Origin of the sequence: Bacillus sp. RCC_6_1 (assembly GCF_041360755.1) — a bacterium.
Taxonomy (GTDB): domain Bacteria; phylum Bacillota; class Bacilli; order Bacillales; family Bacillaceae_G; genus Bacillus_A; species Bacillus_A cereus.
In genome coordinates this window covers 86,615-108,450 of the sequence record NZ_JBFUPV010000015.1, presented here as the reverse complement: position 1 = coordinate 108,450, position 21,836 = coordinate 86,615, and the positions used below count along the sequence as shown (strand labels likewise).

Sequence of the window (21,836 nt, the reverse complement as noted above, 5' to 3'; positions counted from 1 at the left end):
AATATCGTTAATAAAGTATGTTTAATATTTTTTAGGCTATTTTGTTGTTGGTAATTAGTTTTGGTACGTATAATAAAATATGGTTTGATTAAGAGATTTAGTCTTGACGTACAGAATTTGCAAAATGTTGGTGTTCCGTCTTTATTTACATCAAATGTTAAATGTATTCTAATTTTAAATGAATTCAACATAATATTTTGTATCTATAATCCCAAAGGAAACTTTACATGGAAATGAAATTTTTCCTGCAGAAGCAGCCTGCATACAAGAAATTACCCAAGATTCCAATTCTAAAGGCAAGCGGTATACTTGAATATTACCATCACTGTTTTTTACAGTTACAATCGGTGTATTTACTCTGGTTGTAGCAAAATCGTCCGTTGTTATCATTCTTACTGCATTATTAGTGTGAAAACCAGTGTTTATAACTTCATAAATCTGTCCATCTTTCTCTTTAATAACCATAGGTATATTTAAATAGGGATAGTTTTTAATATCATTATGAATAATTGCTCCTACTGCATTCTTTCTTATTTGAACCTCTTGCATTCTTTTATGCTCCTTTATAATGATTTAAACATGTTTACGTAAATTTATTTTATTTTACATCTATATCTAAAGCTATTTTGCTCATTAAAGGGTTAGGGTCAATTCCTATTGTGCATTCGATCTGTGTTTTTGCATATATTTCACGTTTAAATTTCAACGCAAATTCATAGGGATCGTTAGTAAATAAATGAATGCTATCCGTAATATCCATGAAGAACTCGTCGATGGAATATTGGTGAAAATCCTCAATAGGAACGTACTGCAAAGCTAACTTTGTTATGTAATTAGAGCATTTAATGTATGTTCCCATAATCGGATTTATAATAAGAATGTCTTTTCTTCAAGGAATCTCGTATAATCTGGCCATCTTCTTTACTCCCAATTCTTTTAATGGGGGAGTGGCAGCTAATACGAAAGAACCGTTTCTATTTACATCACCGACTACTGCCAATTGTGTATACATAGGATCTAACCCCATTTTGATGCAACTTATAGAAGCGTAAAAGCTACGTAAATCAACACATAAGATGATTCTATTCGGTAAGATAGAATAGTCATACACTGTTATTCCTTCCTAAACAAAAGAACGTTTGTTCTTATTATATACGAGCTTGTGTTCTTTTATAAAGAGGTTTTGTTTTAAAATAATTTTTTCAGATATTCTTCTTGTGGGAGCAGCAGTTCTAACAACAATCAGTAATAGGGGGCGTGACATATGTCCATCAAGCTAAAATTTTAACATACCCACAAAAAGAAAATTTTTATCTCTCTACACCAATTTATGACAAATCATTTTTTTCATTTTTAGGATAATGAATTTCTTAACTTGATGGCAATGACCTAACATTAAAGTGTATGGGTGATTTCTATTAATTAATATATCAAATTTAATAAATGTAAAATTAAAGCATAGGTGTATGATAAACGTATGTAATATCCTTCATTATGTCCATAAATGTGCCCTGGATTTATTAGTATTTTTTTGCTAAAACCATACTAAATAAAGGCCGCAATAAAAATAAAGGTAAAATGAACAGAATATTTAAAATTATATATATCAACTTATTTAAAGGTTAATCTAATGTAATACCATGATACCATGGTTTTACATTAGATATAGATAATTTTGGAAAAGGGGAAGATTCTATGAATGTTCAACTAGAAAATGAACAAATAACAAAATTATTAAACGACTGGTATCAATCCATGTTAAAACACCAATTAGTTAAAGCAAAACAATTAAAAGAGTATATAGAAAATGAAATTAACAATGTCAAGGAAAATCAAAACGTACTCTTATATTATTCTTTATTAGATTTTAGATACAAAGCATTAACAGATTGGATAAGTATTAACGAAAGCAGTTTTGATGAAATGGATAATTTCACAACTCCAGCAGATGACTTCCTAGCTTATTATTATCACTTCTTTAAAGCATTCCATTCTACTTTAACATCCAATTACACTGAAGCAAGTGAACACTATGAAAAAGCTAAAGAACTATTAATACACATTCCTGATCCAATAGAACATGCTGAATTTAATTATCGAATGGGGTATTTTTATTATCAAATCTATAAACAAGTAATAGCTCTTGATTATATAAAATTAGCTAAAGAAGAGTTTTTAAAACATGAAGGTTATGAAATAAATGTAGCACTATGTGACAATTTTATAGGTCTGTGTTGTATTGATTTAAAACATTTCGAATTAGCTGAGGAGTCATTTAATAAGGCACTAGACACATTCCAAAAAAATAACCATAAAAATTCTATCCTTATGGTAAGACATAATTTAGCTTGGTTATATTCAAAACAAAATTTATCTAAACTCGCGATTCGTCATGTATCTGAAGTAACAAAGAACAATCCAAACCATTTCAAAGCATTTTTCGTAGAAGCATATGAATACTATAAGATAAATGACCATAATTACAGCGATCAACTAATTCAAAAAGGATTAAAACTTAGTAACGATTTTAACAATCAAGAATTCCAACATCGTTTTAAAATTTTAAGAGCCCTCAACAACAATGTCCCTACATTAACTTTAGAAATATTTATTTCAGAAGGTATTACTTATTTCAAACAAGAAAAACTATGGGAATGCGTAAAAGAATATGCTGATATCTTAGCTCTAAAGTTTTATGAAGAAAATAACCATAACAAAGCAAGTCAATATTTTTATATGAGCAATACAGCTCAAAAAAATGAATTAGAAAAAGGAGCGTTAAAATAATGAAAAAAATCTATCTAACTATACTTGGAATATCTTTAATTAGTATCCTATCGTTAGGGTTAAACGACTCTTTTAAAAATCAAGCTGTAAATATAGGAGACGGTGGAGGTGCACCAGCAAGACCAGATTATTTATTACAAACACACGCTGACTTATAAGAAAAAAACACCTTCATTCTTGAAGGTGTTTTTTTATAATCTGATTTTTAAATAAATGAAAAACGGAATATATCAAAGTTCTCTAAGCTAACAGCATATTCCAATTATTAGAAAAATATTAAAAATTTTCATTTTTTGTTCTATTATGGAGGTGAGGAGAAATTATACTTATAAGGGAGCTGTATTAGTTTGAAAAAATTTTTAGGATTAGTTTTTGTCGTAGTTATATTAGCTTTTGGAGTTTTTCAACCATACTCACTAAATTTAGAAAAAGTTTTTGCACAAGATAATACTAGTAACAATATTAATAATAATACCAAAGAAAAAAAGATCGATTGTGTACCTTGTAAAAAACCAGAAAATCTTTCGAAAAATGAAACAAATAAATTTGCTGACGAACAAATTTTGGACAAAGTAAAAAAACAATTAACTGATCTTAAACAAAACAAATTAAGTATTTATTCCACAGCAGATTTTGAATGGAAAGAAGCTGTTAAAGTCGATTATAAAGAGAATAAAACATCGGCTATCATAATTCCTTCAAAAGAAAACCCTAAATCTAATGATACAAAACAATATCTAACTGTAGGATTTAACGAATCTGAAAGTAAGTTTGCAGACCCTACATTTTTAGAGTTGAAAACACCAAATAATGGTGATACGATTCTTTTAACAGTAAAAACATTAGATGGTGAAAATGTAGGGACTTTAGACCTAAATTCAAAAGATGGAAAACTTAATCAGATGAAATTATTCACTGATGGAAAAAGTGAATCAATCTTAAAAGAAAACAATGCAAAAGCAGGTTACTGGGAAGATGTTCAACGTTGTATTAAAAACAACTGGAAAACTATGCCTCAATGGGCTAAATGGGCTTGCGAAGGTGCATGTGGAGGATGTTTATTTGCTAGTCCATATGCATGTGGTGGTTGTCTTGGATGTCTAGCTGGTTACGCAATAGGTTGCGCTGCTAGTCAAATATAAAAAGAAGGGTGTGATTCCTCAAATGGAAATGTCTAAAGGAATACTGTTTTATAGACTAACATTGATTATTGCTTGTTTCGCAGTAGTTGCCTTCACATATCCATCTGAATTCTCTAAATTCGCATTGATCGCAGGTATTGTTGGTATTTTTATTACACTAGATAAAATAATAGCAAAAGATAACAAAAAAAGAGTTTATCTCCTCGTATCATTACTCTTTTTAATCGGATTTGCTATAACCTTCTACTACACATTCTTATAAAAATACTTTACAATAGGCGATACTTCAAAAAAAAGAATCCTGATTTTTAAAGGATTCTTTTTTTTGCTCTCCTTCTCTTTTCCCCCCTTAACAAACCAGATTAGCTAGCCAAAACAGGATATGCGAAGGGTAGGGGGCAAAGCTGGGGTGTGGAAAGCCTTTTGACTATGTGTAATTATTTCACTGCCTCTTTAAATTCTTTTCCAGCTTTAAAAGCAGGTGCTTTTGAAGCCGCGATTTGCATTTCTTCACCTGTTTGTGGGTTACGTCCTGTACGTGCAGATCTTTCACGTACTTCAAATGTACCAAAACCAAGAATCTGTACTTTCTCTCCAGTTGCTAACGCATTTGTTATTGTATCTAATAATGCTTGTGTTGCTGCTGCAGCATCTTTTTGTGTAAGTTCAGCTTTTTCTGCTACTACTTTTGTTAATTCAGTTTTATTCATTTTCTGCACCTCTTAATATGTAATTAGGTGACTATTATAACGTGTGTGTATTCATGACGCAATTATACTGTACTTAGAAAAGGCCATAGCAAGAGCAAGAGGACAATGTCTGTGTAAAAGGCATAAGGAGGATATTAATTATCGCTTTAAACTCTGTTCATATTTCTTTACATCTTCCAGAGTTTTAAATGTTAACACATCAAAAACTCCTTTTTCATTCCCACATACAACAACAAAACCATCTGTTGCTTCCAAAACTCTACCGACGCCACCATCTGTAAGTGTAATACTGGTGATATGTTTTACGTTCAGTTTATCTTCTTTTTGAATGTAAGTAGTTATGGGGGTTCCTACAGGAAATGCGTCTGTGATTTCTTTTGTTGTATATGCGCCATCATCTACTGATTGAGTTTTAGTTGTAATAGAATCAGTTTGAGTGGCACATCCTGTTGAACATATTAAAAGAATGCCAGTAATCATACTTACACATGCTGTTTTTACCATTCACAAAATCCTCCTATAACTGTTCGTATTGTCAACCCATTTAGGGTAACAAATTATATATACGAAGTTTGTTGGATTATATGAGTCGTAATTCAAAAAAGATACAGGTATTTTGGCAGAATGTGTTTCAAACAAAAAAAAGACACCCTAAGGTGCCTTTCTGCGACTTGAACCAACGTAATATGGTATTGGATGCCAATCCAATTATTATTTTACCACATTAAGTAATTTTGGTTGTTGAGAAATATAATTCAAATCTATATGTTGTTTATTTTTGCTTCGTTAGCTTTTTTGTAATGGATTCTTCAACCTGTTCAGATTTACTTTTAATTTCATCGGTAATTGCTATCTTGCTACCCTGGTGCACACAATAAAGGTATTTGTTGCACCAGAACCAAAAAAGTAATTAAATGTAAAAAAGTTAAAAATCGAAACGTATGTTATTATTATATTGAGAATTATAAATTAAAGGTGGCATCTGTAAGGGAATAGTTATAAATGAAAAAAATAAAGGGGAAGTTATCTTTTAGCATTGATATTATAGGTTGTATCCTTTGCATTATAATGTTTATTATAAGTCTTGTTAATTTTAGAACATGGGTACACCCATTTTTATTCCTTATCTTCGGACTAATTTTCTTCATTAATATAGTAAATACCCGTAAGAGAAAAGGGTGTAATTCAAATTAAAATAAAAATGTATCCGTATAACCAAAAAACGCTATTCTTTTTGTAGAAATATACAGAGAGGATGGCATTTTTTATAAATTTTTTGTTTCAAGATGAATTCCAATGATTTGCTAAGGGATTATATCAATATTTTCCTCCTTCACTTTTAGAATAGCTGGCTAGAGAGGGAGATTTTGTTTAAAGAAAGGGAGATTTTGCGATGTTACCTGATTATATAAAGATAGCTCATGAGATAGCCAAAAAAGCCCATGCTGGACAAGTAGATAAAGCAGGTATGGATTATATCAAACACCCTGAGGCGGTTGCTAGCTTTGTAAATACGAACGAAGAGAAGGCCACTGCTTATTTGCATGATGTTCTGGAAGATACAGAGATAACTGCTAATGATCTGTTAAGTGCTGGTATACCTCATAACGTAGTTGAGGCAGTGCAGGTACTGACAAAAGAGAAATACACACCTTATTTTGAGTATTTGTGCAGAGTGAAAGAAAATTCTCTTGCCCGTACAGTTAAACTTGCAGACTTAAAACATAATTCTGATCGCTCAAGACTTGCTAGGATAACAGATAAAGACCTAAAACGATTGGAGAAGTATCGCAAAGCGATTCAGTATTTAGGGGAATAAAAGAAACAGCAACTTTTAAGTGACAATTTCTTATAATACTAGTTGTTTAAAGAAACTCCTTCTTGCAATGTTTTAAGGCATGTAAGAACAATTCTCTGGTTGTTATAAAATAAAAAAATAAGAGACGATATTCTAAAGGAGTCTAGAATATCGTCTCTTATTATAAGCCTTAAAACGTTAATTCAGGAATATGTAAATGGTTTTTTAATAAGTTCCAAGTCTCATCTAGAATGGGTTTTGGTGGTATGTAAATAATTGTTCCATCCCGACCTCTTGTTAAAATAACTCTATATGCATTGAGTTTAATTTGGAATGGATCTTCAACACCCCATTGATAGTGTTGCCCCTTCCAATTCCCATTTTGTAGATATAGATCATCATCCCAATGAACAAGCGTCATATCTAGTTCAAGACCCTGTGTTTGGAATTCAGTTGAGCTGTAGTTGAGCGCTCTACAATAGTATTGGGATTCGGCATAGTTAAAGTATTGAGCGATCTTACTAGGGCGTTCATATCGTTCATCTCTTGGTAGAACAGGGACTTCTTTTTGATGATCAGCGCCACCAGCACAGACAACGCCAACTGTTTTTGTATCATCCTGATAAAGCTGATGTAAAGTGTGTTTGGCTTTGGCTAAATCACGCGTAATAAAAAGTTGATAATGTTCTTTTGGTAGCTTATGAATAAGCTGTTTTGTTTGTTCAAAATTAGCATCTAATAAGGTATTAATAATTTTATAGTATTTTAAAGCTGCATGAGCACGGAAAGATGAGTTTAAATGTAGCTGAGAATGAGTTCTATAATGTGCTGCATTTGTAAATAAAGAATTAGGATGTTTAGAGTGAACAGTCACGTTTTTTCCAGCGATCGCAGTATTCCATAGAGCGAGACCGCCTTCTTCACCAGAATAGATCTCTTGTCCGTCACCAATTAAACCAATTGTTACACTCCACGGCTTATTATTTGTTGTGACATTCATTATAATATCCGGTTCGCTTAAGTTTTGAGGTTCTCGATTTCTTCGAGTGAGTGATTGGTCGACTTTTTTTGCATCCCATGCTCGTTGGGCCTCATCAAAAATGATTATTTGTTCTTTTGGAATCATTCTCTTTTCAAGGAAATCCATTTTATATCCATATAGACCTTGTACGAAGGTTCTATTTTTCAGCGTGTCTTGTAATACGTCTACTAATGGTCCATTACCAGATAAATAAACTGTATTTTTCATCTCGTGTGCAATAGTTAAACCTAAATATGTTTTACCTGCTCCCGGCTCACCAGATACTAAAATGAGATGATGGGTATTTGTACGTTGAGCTTCTTCAATAATTGAGCGTACAGTTTGTTGTACTTCTGGAAAGTTACTGCTTGATACAGCTTTAATGTCTGGTAGCGGTTCATTATTTAAAATGGATCGAGCGGCTTCTAGCATAGAAGGTGAGGGTTCATAGACACCATCGATTATTTCCTCTAGCGTCAAAGTTGGTACTTTTGTTTTATTGATGATTCGTTTAAGAATGCTTTCCAATCCATCAACAGTGGAGAGGGTTACTTGATATTCTTTTTGGAAAACCCAGCGTTCACCTTCATAGTTTGTAAGCAGCAAAACACCTATGACTTGCATGTTAGATTGTTGAATAGCTGAGTGATAATGTTCAAGATCACGCATATAAAGAGATGTTTGGATATATTCAGAAGGTGAAACGCTATTATAACTTTTACATTCGAGGACTATCAGATAACCATTGATCAGTAAAAGTACATCTGGGCGACGACCGCCTCCGCGTAAAATCTCATATTCAAAAATAAGTGATGCATCTAAATTAGAAAATCGATTAAATAAATCTTGTAGTTTATTATAACTATCAATCCATGCTCTCTTTTGAGAATCTATTTTTGGATCATTTGTATTGGTTTTATAAACATGATCTAACAATTGTTTAATAAAAAACTGTACATCTAATTGCTTAAATTGTTCAATAGTTCCAGCCCAGCCATAGTTCAAGATAAAGGCCCCCCTGAAGTGTAGTAGGATATATGTATATTTCTATTATACGAAATGAAATAACTAGTTTGGAATAAGAAAAGAGTTCAGTTGTATTTTTTCTGGGGAATTTTGTGGTAATAAAAGATTTTCTTTATATGTTGAGGGCTATTGATAACAAAAGAATTGATTTAGATGAAGATATTTTATGTTTAAATATAGTTTCTTAGCTAGCGCACGAAATCATATTATTAACAAATTATCACTTTTAAATAAAGTCACTATGTTTTGAAAAAGATGCAATAAAATATAAAAAGGAAATGGACCATTTGTTAAAATAGATCAATTTCCTTTTTACGATTTAAATATGTTTAAATTTTATTATGAAGGAACCTAAATCATAGCCTGTTTTTATAATAGCTATAGCTGAAATGATAGCTAATGGGTATTTAATAAACGGTTCGTTGAGGAATTTCTTTATGTTTTTCATGTTGTAGACCTCCATTGTATTAAGTGTATTATTATATATAGTATCACAAATGTAATGGTTAACAGTCGCTATATTTATCTTTATTAGTGAAGAAGGATACTTAAATTTACGGAGAACTAAACAAAATAAAAGTTAACAAAACGATCAAATTTTTTATAAAAATCGCATACTAGTTTACAAAGAAAGAATCCATTTTGAATAAGCTTATGTCAGATTCTTCTTATTTGTCATATAATATGTGTGGGTGTTACTATTCCTATATAATAAAGTTGTATTTTTTTTGAATAGACATATCGTTTATAAAAATTTTGCTGTTTTCAGTCCTTTTTATTTTGAAGTTAATGTGATATATTCATAACATAAAGAGCGAAATATATCACATGGAGGTTTTTATGAAAAATAAATTGTCTTATTTAGGATTTCTTGGTTTTTTGGGTTTTTTAGGTCCATTTACACTTTTAGGCAATATTTCATGGGCATATTATTTTTTCGGTTTCTTTTTCTTTTTCGCATATGCAAAAGTAGTACCAGATGAGCTTTTTATGCTACATGTGCGCATCGCTGCTACAAGGGCTTTTTTCGTAGCGATAGTATTAGGTAGTCTACTGCTATTAAGTGTTTTTATTTTTGAAAGTTTACATATAATTCGGTTCTTCGTTATAATTTCAGTGTTCTTTCCTTTAGGAACATTTCTAATCAATTTAGAAATATTTGAGCGTAGAGAAAAGAAAGGGATGCAAGATGCCACTTAAGACTCGAATGAAAGAATATAGAGTAAAGCTAAATATGTCGCAAGAAGATTTAGCCAAGGAGGTTGGTGTTAGAAGGGAAACAATTGGCAATCTCGAAAATGGAAAATATAACCCTTCCTTCAAACTTACTTATGATATTGCGAAGGTTTTAAAAGCACCTCTTGAAGTTTTGTTTTGGTTTGAAGAATAGTTCATGTATGAGTAAATGATTATGATAGATATGTTCATGAGTTTTGAACAATCTTTTTTATAAAAACTAAATGCAGATTTCTAACAAAAGACTCCATTTTGATTAAACCTTTTTCAAAGTGGAGTCTTTTTGTTTACCATTAATTATGGGTTTGTGGTTTTTTGTTTAAATTTCATTACAAATCAACATCAATTTGCGAATACCTGGTTTGTAGATAAAAGAGAGCCGCAAACATCTGTATGCAATATATAAAAGGTGCCAATTCTATTGTTAATAATGGAGATTGATAGCTCCTCTACGTTCACTTTTATAGAAGAGGGGAGATGAAATAAGCTAAGATACAGCTGTTTTAGTAGATTTGCTTTCTTTTTCAATTAATTTGAACGCAGGTGATAATTTGTTAAATACACTATGTTGTTCATTTCCTTCTTGGTTCATACCTGCTTGATAAGATGAAAATCCTTTATATGTTTTTCTTTTCCATTGCCATAAGCCATTACTTTGATCGAATTCACCATAGTAATGATTGTAATCAAGCTTGTTTCCTGTGTTTTTATTAAAATTATTGCTAATAAAAATACGGCTATTACTTGCATAGATTTGGTTATTGGTAATTACATTGTTCCGGGTATCGTAATTTAATTCGATTTGGCCACTCTCTTGATCTTTTGTATCATTTTTATAAATTACATTGTTCGTAATTGTGTTATTTTCAGCATATCCTTGCTGACTGTCATACCCACCAATTGCAATGCCGCTCATGATATTATTGGATATCGTATTGTTTCTAACCGTAATTTGGCTTGCACTTTTTCCTGCATGTTCGCTAGCTACTTCAATACCAAGGTCGTTTTCATAGCTTTGATTTTGATCAATGATAATTTCTTTCCCGCCATCTACGTAAATACCATCAGCTGAATATTCATTATAACTAGTATTATTGATGGATGAATTGTGATGGACAATGTTATTACGAACAACTCCATTCCGTGCTTGATCTAAAGCAGCTACTGGAGATACGCCTTCATGTCCAATAAGAACAATTCCAATGTTGTTGTTATCATGCACTTTGTTATTGGTAACTTCAAAGGAATCTACATTCCCATTCATAGCAATTGCTTCACTCAGTCCTAACTTCAAATTTGCTACTTCATTATGATCGATGACAATATGATTTAAATTATTTTGAGCACTAGATGAAGTACCGTATACAGCAATACCGTGTGCATTTCCATCCTTAACATTTGCTTCAATGTGGTGAATATAATTATTTCTAATATCAATGTAACTTCCTGTTCCAGTGATATAAATACCAATAGGGGTTTCGTTAACTTTCGTTGACTTTAAGTTACGAAATTCTAATCCTTTTACTTGAATATAGTTTTTGTCTTCTATTGTAAATAACCCATCATCTTCTAACTTGACCTTAGAACCATCGAGAATGACTTTTTCATCCTGGTAATTTTGAAAAGTAATGGGTGCGCCTGAGGCACCAGAATGAGCGACACGAACCTTTTGGTTATAAACTCCGCCTCTTATGTAGATTGTACTTCCTTCTTTGGCGACGTTAGCAGCTTTTTGAATGGTAGCGAAAGGTTGATCTAATGTACCAGGATTGAGGTCATTTCCTGTTGGAGATACATAGTAATTTGTAACAGAAATTACATTGTCATTGGATTGTGCAAAGGTAGAGACAGGGAGTGTGAAAATTAACATACTGAAAGAAAGTATAAAGATAAAAAGCAATTTTTTTAATGAGGGAAATATTGTTTGATATTTCATCATGATCCTCCTTCTTTTTTTAGCATTCCTTCTCAACTATATAGTTAAAACTGACGATTTATATCTTGTATCAATAAAAATATCTAATTAAAATATTGGAGGGGATGTTACAAACAAATGGAATTCATAATTAGAATATTTACTGTAACATATTGAATATGAATTTAATAATTTAAAAATATTCTATATAACAAGTAGGCAGAATAGTGGATGTAAAAGTTTATTTTTCTGATTTTTTTGAATTAGAGCCAAAAGTACTTGAGGAGTATGATGCATCCGATATATCACTTATAAATGACCTTCCTGTATTTATTGTCCCTTTTTTTCTATTATTCTCTCAAATATAAAATGGCTAATGGATGTTGATTATTATCTTTAATAAAACCATCTTCCTATGCCTGAGGAGCGACTAGAGTTATATCTTGAAGATGTTTCATGTCTAAATTGTATTTTATAGTTAAATTTTGAATATATCCAACCCGATTATTCATGATCTTGTAGAAATAATAGGTGACATTCATTTCTATATATTTCCTTATTGATATCACAATAGATTTTTTGTCACAAGTTACAGTTTCTATATTTTCAACAAGGATATTATTTTTATTTAGTCTGAACTTTCTATTTTGTTAAACTGGAAAAATTATTATTATAAGGTGTATAATGTAAGGGAATCAAAATGTTTAGTGAGGTGATTTTATTGAGTAGTCGTTTAGAAACCATCCTTATTCTTATTGGGTTCGTGGCCATCATTAGTTCAGTTACTATCTTCAAAGATTTTAATTACAAACATTATTTTCAATTTGCAGGTGTGATTTTAATGGGGATAGGTTTTATGTATGGTAGGGATAACGACAAAGTTAAAAAGAAGGACTAGAGTCTTTAATACAATAATGGTCAAAGATTACTTATTATTGTAAGAGTTGCAACAGTTTATATTATGATTAGGTAGTTTATAAGTCTATTTGTAAATCATTTAGTATTTTTCTATGTATCTATTATTAGTTCTTACAGGTAGGAAGCAATTTGTATATCCTTTTGTGAAGGATATACCTTTTAAATTTAGCAATTATGGAGCTCTTAACACTTTATTTTTATAATACTTGAGATAATAAGTCCTTGTTTCTATATTTAGGTTTGTTAGGAAATGTTATACATATATTAATAATTGGTTTTGGTAATATATGCGAAAGAAAAACACATAAATGTTCAAATACTTCTTTGGATCACATACCCTATTGAAATTCGCTTATCCGCTACTTCTATTACTGTAATTGCAGATTTTTTTGTACGGAGATTACCAAATTTCTTTCTTAAAAACTTTTTGGATTGAATTTACTTTTTTATGATTGCTTCACTTCTAAAAAGAAAGGACGGAAATATTGAGAAGGTTATCTTCTTAGACAACTTTTACTTATTTGGTTACAAGATTAGGACTAAGTCCGTAACATCTTGTAACCAAATTTTTATTGTATTTTTTTGTAGTCTTTCCCTTCTCTATTGTCAAAAAACTTAAAACTACTTTTTTTCAGCGCAAGAGTCTTCCCATTGTATATAAAGTACTCTCAGTATTCAATAATAGGTTGAATAGGGAATAGACTTAATTCTAAATATTTCTTTGCTTACTCATTTTACATTTTTAAGCGAATTGACTGCGTTTATTTCTCCATACCCAAATTCGTTATCAAATCCATTAACTCCACGATCTATGGCTCCCTTTTTTAAAAGATTCTTTATGAGAGAAGAAGGAGGGCTTTTTTTGTACTTCTCTTCATATTCAGCAATTAATAATGCTGCTAATGCAGAAACTTTAGGAGCTGCTAAACTTGAACCAACCTCTAATTCATATCCTTTAGGTAGCCCTAAGTTTATACTGAGAGGTGTTTGAGGAAGATTAGTTGGATAAGTTACAAGTATCCAGGAAGTTATATCATATTCTTTTAATTCATTAAAAGATGGACCATAATCTCCTCCTGGAGCAGCAAAGGTAATCTCTCCATAATTGGAGTATGATGCTAAGGTGTTCTCTTTACTTGTCGATGAGACTGTTATGACTTCATTGCTACCGCCGGGGAGATGTAATTGGTAATCCCCAGGATATCCTCTTCTTTCAGCAATTTCCTTTGGATTTTTTAAATTAAGGGCATCATTACCCGCTGAAGCTACGACAATACTGCCTCTATGCTTTGCGTAGTGAAGAGCATTTTGATATGCCCTTATTAAAACTTTGTCTTGTTTGCTAGTTTTAGACAAGTATGCACTAAGACTTAAGTTTATTACATCCATGTCATCCTTTGCTGCTTGGATAATAGCTTGTATAATCCAACTAGATTCTGCCTTCTCGTTTTGGAAAACTTTGTATGGAATAATTCCTAATTCAGGACCAATTCCAACTAAGTTTCCGTTTGCAGCAATTGTTCCAGCCACCATGGTACCGTGACCAAGGTAATCCTGAGTATCATTAATACCGGGAACAAACGACCTCCCCTTGCCAATAATATTTTCTTTTAAATCAGGATGATTGAAGTCAATACCACTGTCTATAATCGCGACTTTAATGTTGTGATTCCCCTTTTGTAAGTTATAACTCTCACCGTTGTTTGTTACTGCATTAATGTCCCACTGAAAGCTATGAAATTTATTTCTTTCACTTTGTAGCATGCCAAACTTAGAAAGTGTACCAGTTGATGGGGGGATAGAATATAGTATATTGTTTCTTTGTTGTTCTTTTATTTGATTATTGTTTTTTACATCAATGTTTCTTTCATAGCCTACATCTTGTATAAGATTTTCATATGAATGTTTTAAATCCTGTAATAGCTTCTTAGAAGACAAACTATTCGTTAAAGTTACCTTTAGCAAATTAGCTTCCTCAATTTTTTCTATACTAATAATACAGTCTTTATAATGTGTGTTGATTAATTGCTCTAGTTCAACCACACTTGCTTGATCCTTAACTACAATTAAAATGGAATTTTGTACAATATTATCTATCTGTTTTTCGGAGGCAACAGACTTATTAATAAATAAATTACCTTGAAAAAGTGTAAAAAAGACAAGGAAAGTTAGGGTAATGGTGCAAAGAATTCGTCCTATTTTTTTAATCGGCATAGTGAATAACTCCTTTTTTATCATTAATCTAATAGGGCAGTTTCTAAGATGGAATAAGGGATTTGTAGACATGTAGGCAAGATGGGAATATAGGTAGCTATCACCTCCAAATAAACTTTTAAAAAGAAGTCTTTTTGTATTGGCTTGGTATGTACGATATAAATATCAAAATTCCTATCTGTTCATACTTAAGCAAGGGGGATACATGAGAAATATTAACATAAATATGTTAAAATATATATAACTATGTAAAAAATGTATATTAAAATCTGTGTTTGTAGGTTATAAAGTCTCTTATTCTATCTTTAGGGAAGAACATGTTGTCAATGAATCATATGTTTTATTTTATAGGGGGAATGATGAATGTTTTGGCGCAAAAATGATGTGAAAAAAGAAAATAACTGGTTACATGATAAGGTGAAACATATTGATTTAGGTGGATTAGAAGATTATTCAGAACTTGATTTTCTAAAGCCTTTGTTACATAACAAAAAAATAGTTCTTTTAGGCGAGAATGGTCATGGTGTTAGAGAACATACAGAGATTAAGATAAAACTTATAAAATATCTATACCACGAGTTAAATTTTCGAGTTCTGGCATTTGAGAGTAGTCTAGGAGACTGTAGCTTTACTTCTAAGCATCAAATGGATGTAAATGCGGTTCAGCTTATGAAACAATCCCTTTTTAAAGTTTGGCACACTGAAGAAATGGCAGAATTTTTCACATGGATAAAAGGTACGCATTCATACAATTCTCCTCTTATTTTTACAGGTATTGATATTCAGCCTTCTTTCCAAGAAAGTATAATGAGTAAGGAACTTATTTCCATATTTTCTTGTGTTGGGGAAAACTATGGAAAACAAGTAGAGGAGTTAGAAAAAGAAATGCTGTATCAGTATATACATTCTCGTAGTAGTACATTGAACAAAAAAGAGCGGAAAGCAAAGTATAAAGAACTGCAAAAAAGTTACAAACAACTTTTACTCCTACTAAAACAAAATCATACTCATTTGCAAAAGAGTTTTAATCAAAAAACACTATTACTTATCGAAAGAGTCCTGAAAAATCGAGAGAGGCTCATAGAAATGATGGCTTCTAATTTTATGAAAGCTTTAAAGATTCGTAACAAAATAATGGCTGATAACATTGTTTGGTTGAGTGAAGAGATGTTTAAAGAGGAAAAAATTATAATCTGGGCCCATAATAACCATATTGCTAAGAGGATGCAAGGATTGATTGGATTTAAATCGACATTTTCATATGTACCGTCATATTTAAAACAAAGCTCTTATTCAATTGGAATGTTCATGTACAGCGGATGTGCTGCAGAAAATACTCGTAATGTATATGAAGTACTTAGGCCTGAGCAAGACAGTATAGAATTTAGGATGCAGAAAACAGGACACAATATTAGTTTTTTAGATATTTCCGGGCAAAAGAAAGTACCGGAAAACGCATGGCTCTTTAACTATACGTATACAATGAATGAAGGTAAAGATCTAAGTCTAATTAGACCTAGTGTCTGCTATGATGGCCTTATCACCTGCTCTAAAGCGAATGCTCCCAAGTATTTAGATATCTAAAAGGCATAAATAAAACAATTTTATACAAAATTTTCTTTTTATCTGAAAATTTTGTATAAAATTTGTTGAAAAAAACTGAATAATGTAATAAAATAAAAATCGTTGAAAGATTAATCTTTCCAATTATAGTATTTTAATGAATAATTAGAAATTTTTAACTTTCAACAATTGTTTTATATACATATTGAAAGGGGGGAACAAACATGGCTACAGCAACAACAAACATGTTTGATTTAGAAGTTAAGGTGAATCATGGTAGCGTAAATCATGCGGAACCCGATACAAGACGTACAATTTTAACATGTATCACATGCAAATCTACTTGCACTTGTGTTTGTACATCTTATTGCACAATTTCTTGTTTCTAATAAGTTTATCAATCTCAGAAGGGGGTGCTCTCGTTGGCAGATATGTTTGATTTAGAAGTTAAAGTAAGTCAAGTTAGCCAGAATGGAAGTGTAGAGCCTGACACAAGGAGGACTATCATTTCTTGTGTTACTTGCAAGTCTACTTGTACTTGTGCTTGTACTTTTAATTGTACAATGTTGATTTGTTAGTGAAAGATAGTTGTATAGTGACATCTTAATTACTCTAGTTCTCTGTAAAATGTAATAGTTACAGAGAACTAGAGTTACTAATTTTAAGAATCAAAGGGGAATCTTTAAATGCAAACGACAAAAGAAAGAGTAGTTGATCAAACTCGGTATAGTTCTGACGTGTCACCTTATCAAGCTCTTGATTTTTTTATGTTACGAACCCCAGTTTTTCCATTGGAAAATTATATGGCGTTTTCCTCAATTGGTACTAAGAAGGGGAGTAATAAACAAGAGATTTTTAAGGAGTTTAAAGAATATATAACGGCTGCCATAGATAATCCTATTTTCAGAGAAGCTATAGCAGTTGCGAGCCTGCCTTTATATCAATCACTGGACAAATTGCAAAAAGGAAGCTCTAAAAAATCTGAACAAATTCTTTTTAGCTTGCTTAGCTATTATATTCGTATGTCTGTACGTCCCACACCTTTTGGTCTGTTTTCTGGTGTTACAATGGGAACATTTAAAGAGAATACAGAAGTTATCCTAAATAAACATTTTGAAAAAAGAAGTAGACCAGATATGCAATGGTTATGCAACGTTGTCAAGCTTTTTGAACAAGATTATACTTTGCTATCAAACCTTCTTGTCCAAAAAAATCATTTGCTCTATAGACACGGGGATGTGTTAATTCTCCCTTATCTATCTAGTCACGGAGTTAAAGAGGATTCTACTATAGACAATGCTAGCTTTAAAATTACTCCAGTTATTGAGGATGTATTAAATTTTGCAAGTTCTCCAATTACATTTAAAGATTTAATCAGTAAAATTCATAATAAATATCAGGACGTGCCACAAGAAAAAATCGCTCTATACTTAAATAGTATGGTTGAGAAGGAATTTCTTATCACGGAATTAAGACCACCATTTCTAGGAACTTCTCCTTTTGAATATGTTCTACAAAAAGTAGAATCCTTACATCCAAATCCGATGCAAAGCCAACTCTATCAACAAGTAAATTCCATTTATCAAACTATTAAAGAATATAATTGTTCAGAGTTGGGACAGGGAGAAGATCAATACATAAGTCTAACAGAAGAAATGATGAATGTGGTTAAAACAAAGTATGCACTGCAAGTTGACCTTAAGATAAACACTGAAAAAGCTCAATTAAATAAGTCTGTTAAGCAGGATATTGAACGGGCTGCAGAAATTTTAGTTAAGATTTCTTCAAGAACAAGAGGTTCAGAGCATATTCAAATGTACTACGATGAATTTGTAGAGATGTATGGTTACTACAGTGAGGTTCCGGTTTTAGAATTACTTGATAATGGGTTGGGAATTGGTGCACCTCCAACATACGCTAACCCTCCAAGTCTAAAAACATTTAATTCAAATAATAAGAATACTAAGAAGGATTTTATATTTTTGTCTTGGGTTACAGATTGCTTAGCATCAGGTAAGAATACCCTACAACTTACAGATCAAATGATCAAAGAATTAGAGGGTGAAACAAAAGATTTAATAGATGCTCCAGATTCTTTTGATATTTATTTTACAATTGCTTCTAAATCTCAGAAAGCCATTGATTGTAAGGAATATACATTAGTCATTGGACCAAATGGAGGATCCTTTGGGGCAGGTAAAACTTTTGGAAGATTTGTCAATATGCTAGGTAATGAAAATGTAGAAAAACTAAAAGATATACATATTTTAGAACAAGAATTAAACCCTGATGCTATATTCGCTGAAGTTTCCTATTTATCGAGCCCCAGTAGAGTTGCAAATGTAATGTTGGCTCCTTCAATTCGAGAATATGAAATACCAATTGGTACAAATTCCTCGAAAGATGTTTCTCATACTTTAGATATGTCAGATCTTGTCGTGGGAGCCTCCTCTAACCGATTATATTTAAAATCAAAGTCTCTTGGTAAAGAAGTAATTCCAGTGACAGGTCACATGGTCAATCATATGAATGGGGTGCCAAATATTTATCGTTTTCTAATGGATATTGGGTTTGAACGACAGCGTATATGGGAGCCATTTAATTGGGGAGAAGCAGATCAACTGCCATTCTTACCCCGTGTCCAATATGAAAATATCGTCCTATATCCTGCTACTTGGCGGTTTAACAAGCTTGTTAGTCCATTTTCCAAGGTGTGTAATGAAAAGGATTGGGGAAATGCTTTGAAAGAATGGAAAGAAACATATAACGTACCACGTTATATTAATCTTACTGATTTTGATAATAGAATACTTTTGGATTTAGATAATAAGATTCATCAAGAATTTATATTCCGAAAATTCTCGAAGTTAAGGGAAGGTAATTTCCTAATATTTACCGAGTTAGGTTTTTCTTTGGATGAAAATTGGGTAACCTCCAAGAATAACGAGAATGAAATGTTTCTAATGGAAGGAATTTTCCCAATAGTAAAGAGTTCTAGTTATCAAGAAAAAGAAGTAAAAAGAACATTAGTATTACCTAATACAAGGAAGAACTATATTCCTAAAATAGATCGTTTTAAAAATATAGGTAGTGACTGGTTGTACTTAAAACTATATGGACCTTCTGATAGAATTGATGAACTTATATATAACGAAATAAGAAGTTTTTGTAGTTCGATACAAGCAGAAGGAATAGTTAAGCGTAGTTTCTTTATGAGATATGCCGATCCACAGTCTCATATTCGACTGCGTTTTCAAGGAGATCCTCAGGTTCTTTTGAATAGTCTACTCCCCCTTATCCATAACTGGGTAAATGCATTGATGAAAAAGGGATTGGTAGATGAAATGAAGCTAGATCCTTATAATCCAGAAATTGAGAGGTATGGTGGATCAGACTTTATAGGGATTGCTGAGGAGTTATTCTCTGTTGACAGTAGAGTAGCCGCAGAGCTTCTTTTATGGAAAGAATTTGAGGGTGTAAATTTTAATAAGAATTTATTGGCTGTAATGAGTATAGTACACATTCTTGAAGCCAGTGGATTATCTATGGAAAGACAACTAGCTTGGTTAAATATGATTGTTCCTAATCAGAAACATCCTAAGGAGTTTAGGGAAAATAAACAACTTTTTGTACAACTTTGCGACACTGGAAATGAATGGAGTAATTTAAAAGAACATGAAAATTTAGTTAAGCTTCACAATATTTTTTCTCTACGTGAGGCCACTATAAGTAATTATTTTAAAACCGTGTATAGCACCAATATAGACGATTTAACAAATCATCCTGATGATATATTGGCTAGTGTAATTCACTTACATCTTAATAGACTTGGCATTCATTCAACGGATGAAGAACATATCATGAAACTTACTAAACATACTGTTCAAAGCTTATTCTTTACAAAAAAATAATCTAAATATAGTTCGAAAATATTAGGATACAAGATTGCATATTAGCTATCTAAAAATAGCCGGCATTATATTCTGGTTTCTTAAAAATAAAGATAAGTACTAGATAATTGTGCCTATGAAATTTTTAGATGCGCTAAATTAGCGATCTTTGTAAATAGTATGTATCTTCTTATTTTTAAATGTAACTAGAATGCTTATAGAATGTATGTTAAATGAGAGGAAGAATGAAAAATGGATGTGTCATTAGAAAAAAAAGAACTACTCAGTCATTTAGAGGAGACGGTAAAAGTATTAGCAGATAGGCTAAGAGATCCTAAGCAAGTTGAATCAACTGTTATAAATAAAATATCAACGCATGACATAGAGGAGATCGCATATTATTATGGTTGGTCCGGAAGTGATCTTGGAAACGGTTTTTCTGGAATCTGTTGTTTAATTGCGGAATTAGACAAAATGTATCCAAACGAAGAGTGGGACATAATTGGACACACATATCTTCTAGAAATTAAAAGTCACATAGAATCTAAAGGGATACACTCATTATCTCTTTGGGGTGGTTTGACAGGTATCTGTTTTGCTACATTAGCTCTTTCAAAAAATGGTACAAGATACCAAAACTTTTTGGAGCAATTACATCATTATTTATTACAAAACCTTCCTGGTGAAATTAATCGTTGTATGGAGCAGCTATCAAAAGGGGTTGAGATGACAGATTATGATGTGATTGGTGGACTAGCCGGTATAGGACGTTACTTAGTGTACCATAAACATCAATCTGATATGAGAGCGTTACTTGATTGCATCCTACAATATCTAGTTATTCTTACAGAAGATAAAGAAGTGAACGGAGTAAAAGTACCTGGCTGGTACATCTCAAGTGAAAACCAGTTCTTAGAATCGGAGAAAATTCAATATCCTAATGGAAACTTTAATCTAGGATTTGCACATGGTATAACGGGTTGTCTGTCACTTCTTTCCATTGCTAAGCTGCAAGGTTGTGAAGTTGAAAAGCAAGACAAGGCCATAAGTACAATTGCTAATTGGTTAGTAAAATGGTCACAAGAAGATGATTTTGGACCATTATGGCCAAAGAGGATCAGCTGGCAAGAGCATGCTCTTAATAAATCTCAAAATAAAGCATCTATATATGAGGCTTGGTGTTATGGAGAAGTTGGAATAGCAAGATCTCTTTGGTTAGCTGGCATGGCTTTAGAGAACGAAGAATGGAAAAATCTATCCTTAAAAACTTTTACGGGAATGTATCATCGTTCAAAAAGGCAGTATACTCTTATCTCACCAACTTATTGTCATGGAATTGCTGGAACCCTTCACTCAGTACAACTTATGCTTCAGGAATGCCCAACAGCAGACATCTTAGCATACAGAGAATTTCTATTAAATCTGCTATTACAGCATATCGACATAGATACTCCTTTTGGAGCTAAAGATATTGAAATAGTAAAAGGAGAACAATATTCATTTGATAAACCTGGACTTTTAAGTGGATCTGCGGGTATTGCAATGGTTCTGCTCCAAGCGATAAGTAAAAGTGAATTAGAGTGGGATAGTGTATTTCTAGTAAAATAGGAGTTGGA

The 21,836-nt window shown here is 31.9% G+C and carries 19 protein-coding genes and 1 pseudogene; 12 read left to right on the top strand and 8 right to left on the bottom strand.

The features are described 5' to 3' along the window. Positions 1 to 174: 174 nt before the first annotated feature. Together AB6801_RS26850 and AB6801_RS26845 are read right to left on the bottom strand one after the other, a co-directional pair. Entirely contained in the window at positions 175 to 549 is a 375-nt protein-coding gene (locus AB6801_RS26850; RefSeq protein ID WP_001158653.1) for a hypothetical protein, read from the bottom strand. Positions 550 to 601: 52 nt separating this feature from the next. After that, positions 602 to 1,111, bottom strand: a pseudogene (locus tag AB6801_RS26845) (Y-family DNA polymerase); the annotation flags it as partial. Between the two features lie 584 nt (positions 1,112 to 1,695). Here AB6801_RS26845 and AB6801_RS26840 point away from each other — a divergent pair. The 4 genes from AB6801_RS26840 (at position 1,696) to AB6801_RS26825 (ending at position 4,191) form a co-directional block, all read left to right on the top strand. Further along, positions 1,696 to 2,787, top strand: coding sequence for a response regulator aspartate phosphatase (locus AB6801_RS26840; RefSeq protein ID WP_001102648.1), 1,092 nt, complete (start codon positions 1,696 to 1,698; stop codon positions 2,785 to 2,787). Then, complete coding sequence (locus AB6801_RS26835) at positions 2,787 to 2,945, top strand: Phr family secreted Rap phosphatase inhibitor (protein WP_000725639.1); 159 nt, start codon at positions 2,787 to 2,789, stop codon at positions 2,943 to 2,945. The genes AB6801_RS26840 and AB6801_RS26835 overlap by 1 nt, the downstream gene beginning before the upstream one ends. A gap of 189 nt (positions 2,946 to 3,134) precedes the next feature. Beyond that, on the top strand, positions 3,135 to 3,929 hold the full coding sequence (locus AB6801_RS26830) for a hypothetical protein (protein WP_000713970.1): 795 nt from the start codon (positions 3,135 to 3,137) through the stop codon (positions 3,927 to 3,929). Positions 3,930 to 3,951: 22 nt separating this feature from the next. After that, the gene (locus AB6801_RS26825) at positions 3,952 to 4,191 is read left to right on the top strand and encodes a hypothetical protein (RefSeq protein WP_002001785.1); all 240 of its coding nucleotides are present in this window, start codon (positions 3,952 to 3,954) and stop codon (positions 4,189 to 4,191) included. A 175-nt stretch (positions 4,192 to 4,366) separates the two neighbouring features. Here AB6801_RS26825 and AB6801_RS26820 read toward each other — a convergent pair whose 3' ends face one another. Next, positions 4,367 to 4,639 (bottom strand): HU family DNA-binding protein, encoded by a 273-nt coding sequence (locus tag AB6801_RS26820; RefSeq protein ID WP_001043942.1) that lies wholly within the window; start codon positions 4,637 to 4,639, stop codon positions 4,367 to 4,369. Between the two features lie 138 nt (positions 4,640 to 4,777). Then, positions 4,778 to 5,143 (bottom strand): hypothetical protein, encoded by a 366-nt coding sequence (locus AB6801_RS26815; RefSeq protein ID WP_016090535.1) that lies wholly within the window; start codon positions 5,141 to 5,143, stop codon positions 4,778 to 4,780. Positions 5,144 to 6,032: 889 nt separating this feature from the next. Here AB6801_RS26815 and AB6801_RS26810 point away from each other — a divergent pair. Next, a complete protein-coding gene (locus tag AB6801_RS26810) occupies positions 6,033 to 6,458 on the top strand; it encodes an HD domain-containing protein (protein WP_000936395.1) in 426 nt (141 codons plus the stop codon). Between the two features lie 169 nt (positions 6,459 to 6,627). Here AB6801_RS26810 and AB6801_RS26805 read toward each other — a convergent pair whose 3' ends face one another. Continuing rightward, positions 6,628 to 8,463 (bottom strand): DNA/RNA helicase domain-containing protein, encoded by a 1,836-nt coding sequence (locus AB6801_RS26805; protein ID WP_097850532.1) that lies wholly within the window; start codon positions 8,461 to 8,463, stop codon positions 6,628 to 6,630. 340 nt (positions 8,464 to 8,803) lie between these two features. Continuing rightward, positions 8,804 to 8,932 carry a hypothetical protein gene (locus AB6801_RS26800; RefSeq protein ID WP_000789620.1) on the bottom strand — a complete coding sequence of 43 codons (129 nt, stop codon included), beginning with the start codon at positions 8,930 to 8,932 and terminating at the stop codon, positions 8,804 to 8,806. A gap of 392 nt (positions 8,933 to 9,324) precedes the next feature. Here AB6801_RS26800 and AB6801_RS26795 point away from each other — a divergent pair, with 392 nt between their 5' ends. Then, complete coding sequence (locus AB6801_RS26795; protein ID WP_043938501.1) at positions 9,325 to 9,684, top strand: DUF3796 domain-containing protein; 360 nt, start codon at positions 9,325 to 9,327, stop codon at positions 9,682 to 9,684. Next, on the top strand, positions 9,674 to 9,874 hold the full coding sequence (locus AB6801_RS26790; protein ID WP_001128812.1) for a helix-turn-helix transcriptional regulator: 201 nt from the start codon (positions 9,674 to 9,676) through the stop codon (positions 9,872 to 9,874). Before AB6801_RS26795 ends, AB6801_RS26790 begins: the two co-directional genes overlap by 11 nt. 333 nt (positions 9,875 to 10,207) lie before the next feature. Here AB6801_RS26790 and AB6801_RS26785 read toward each other — a convergent pair whose 3' ends face one another. Together AB6801_RS26785 and AB6801_RS26780 are read right to left on the bottom strand one after the other, a co-directional pair. Further along, entirely contained in the window at positions 10,208 to 11,656 is a 1,449-nt protein-coding gene (locus tag AB6801_RS26785; protein WP_370941235.1) for a right-handed parallel beta-helix repeat-containing protein, read from the bottom strand. 1,626 nt (positions 11,657 to 13,282) lie between these two features. Further along, positions 13,283 to 14,767, bottom strand: a complete 1,485-nt coding sequence (locus AB6801_RS26780; protein ID WP_180232638.1) for a S8 family peptidase — start codon at positions 14,765 to 14,767, stop codon at positions 13,283 to 13,285. Positions 14,768 to 15,130: 363 nt separating this feature from the next. On the opposite strand from AB6801_RS26780, the gene AB6801_RS26775 reads away from it, so the two are divergent. The 5 genes from AB6801_RS26775 to AB6801_RS26755 all read left to right on the top strand — a co-directional run bounded on the left by AB6801_RS26775 (position 15,131) and on the right by AB6801_RS26755 (position 21,828). Next, positions 15,131 to 16,351, top strand: coding sequence for an erythromycin esterase family protein (locus tag AB6801_RS26775; protein WP_098785871.1), 1,221 nt, complete (start codon positions 15,131 to 15,133; stop codon positions 16,349 to 16,351). Positions 16,352 to 16,554: 203 nt separating this feature from the next. Further along, positions 16,555 to 16,719, top strand: coding sequence for an FDLD family class I lanthipeptide (locus AB6801_RS26770; RefSeq protein ID WP_370941234.1), 165 nt, complete (start codon positions 16,555 to 16,557; stop codon positions 16,717 to 16,719). A 42-nt stretch (positions 16,720 to 16,761) separates the two neighbouring features. Further along, positions 16,762 to 16,908, top strand: coding sequence for an FDLD family class I lanthipeptide (locus AB6801_RS26765; protein ID WP_370941237.1), 147 nt, complete (start codon positions 16,762 to 16,764; stop codon positions 16,906 to 16,908). A gap of 108 nt (positions 16,909 to 17,016) precedes the next feature. Beyond that, complete coding sequence (locus tag AB6801_RS26760; protein WP_370941233.1) at positions 17,017 to 20,241, top strand: lantibiotic dehydratase; 3,225 nt, start codon at positions 17,017 to 17,019, stop codon at positions 20,239 to 20,241. 231 nt (positions 20,242 to 20,472) lie between these two features. Further along, on the top strand, positions 20,473 to 21,828 hold the full coding sequence (locus tag AB6801_RS26755; protein WP_370941232.1) for a lanthionine synthetase C family protein: 1,356 nt from the start codon (positions 20,473 to 20,475) through the stop codon (positions 21,826 to 21,828). Positions 21,829 to 21,836 lie beyond the last annotated feature (8 nt).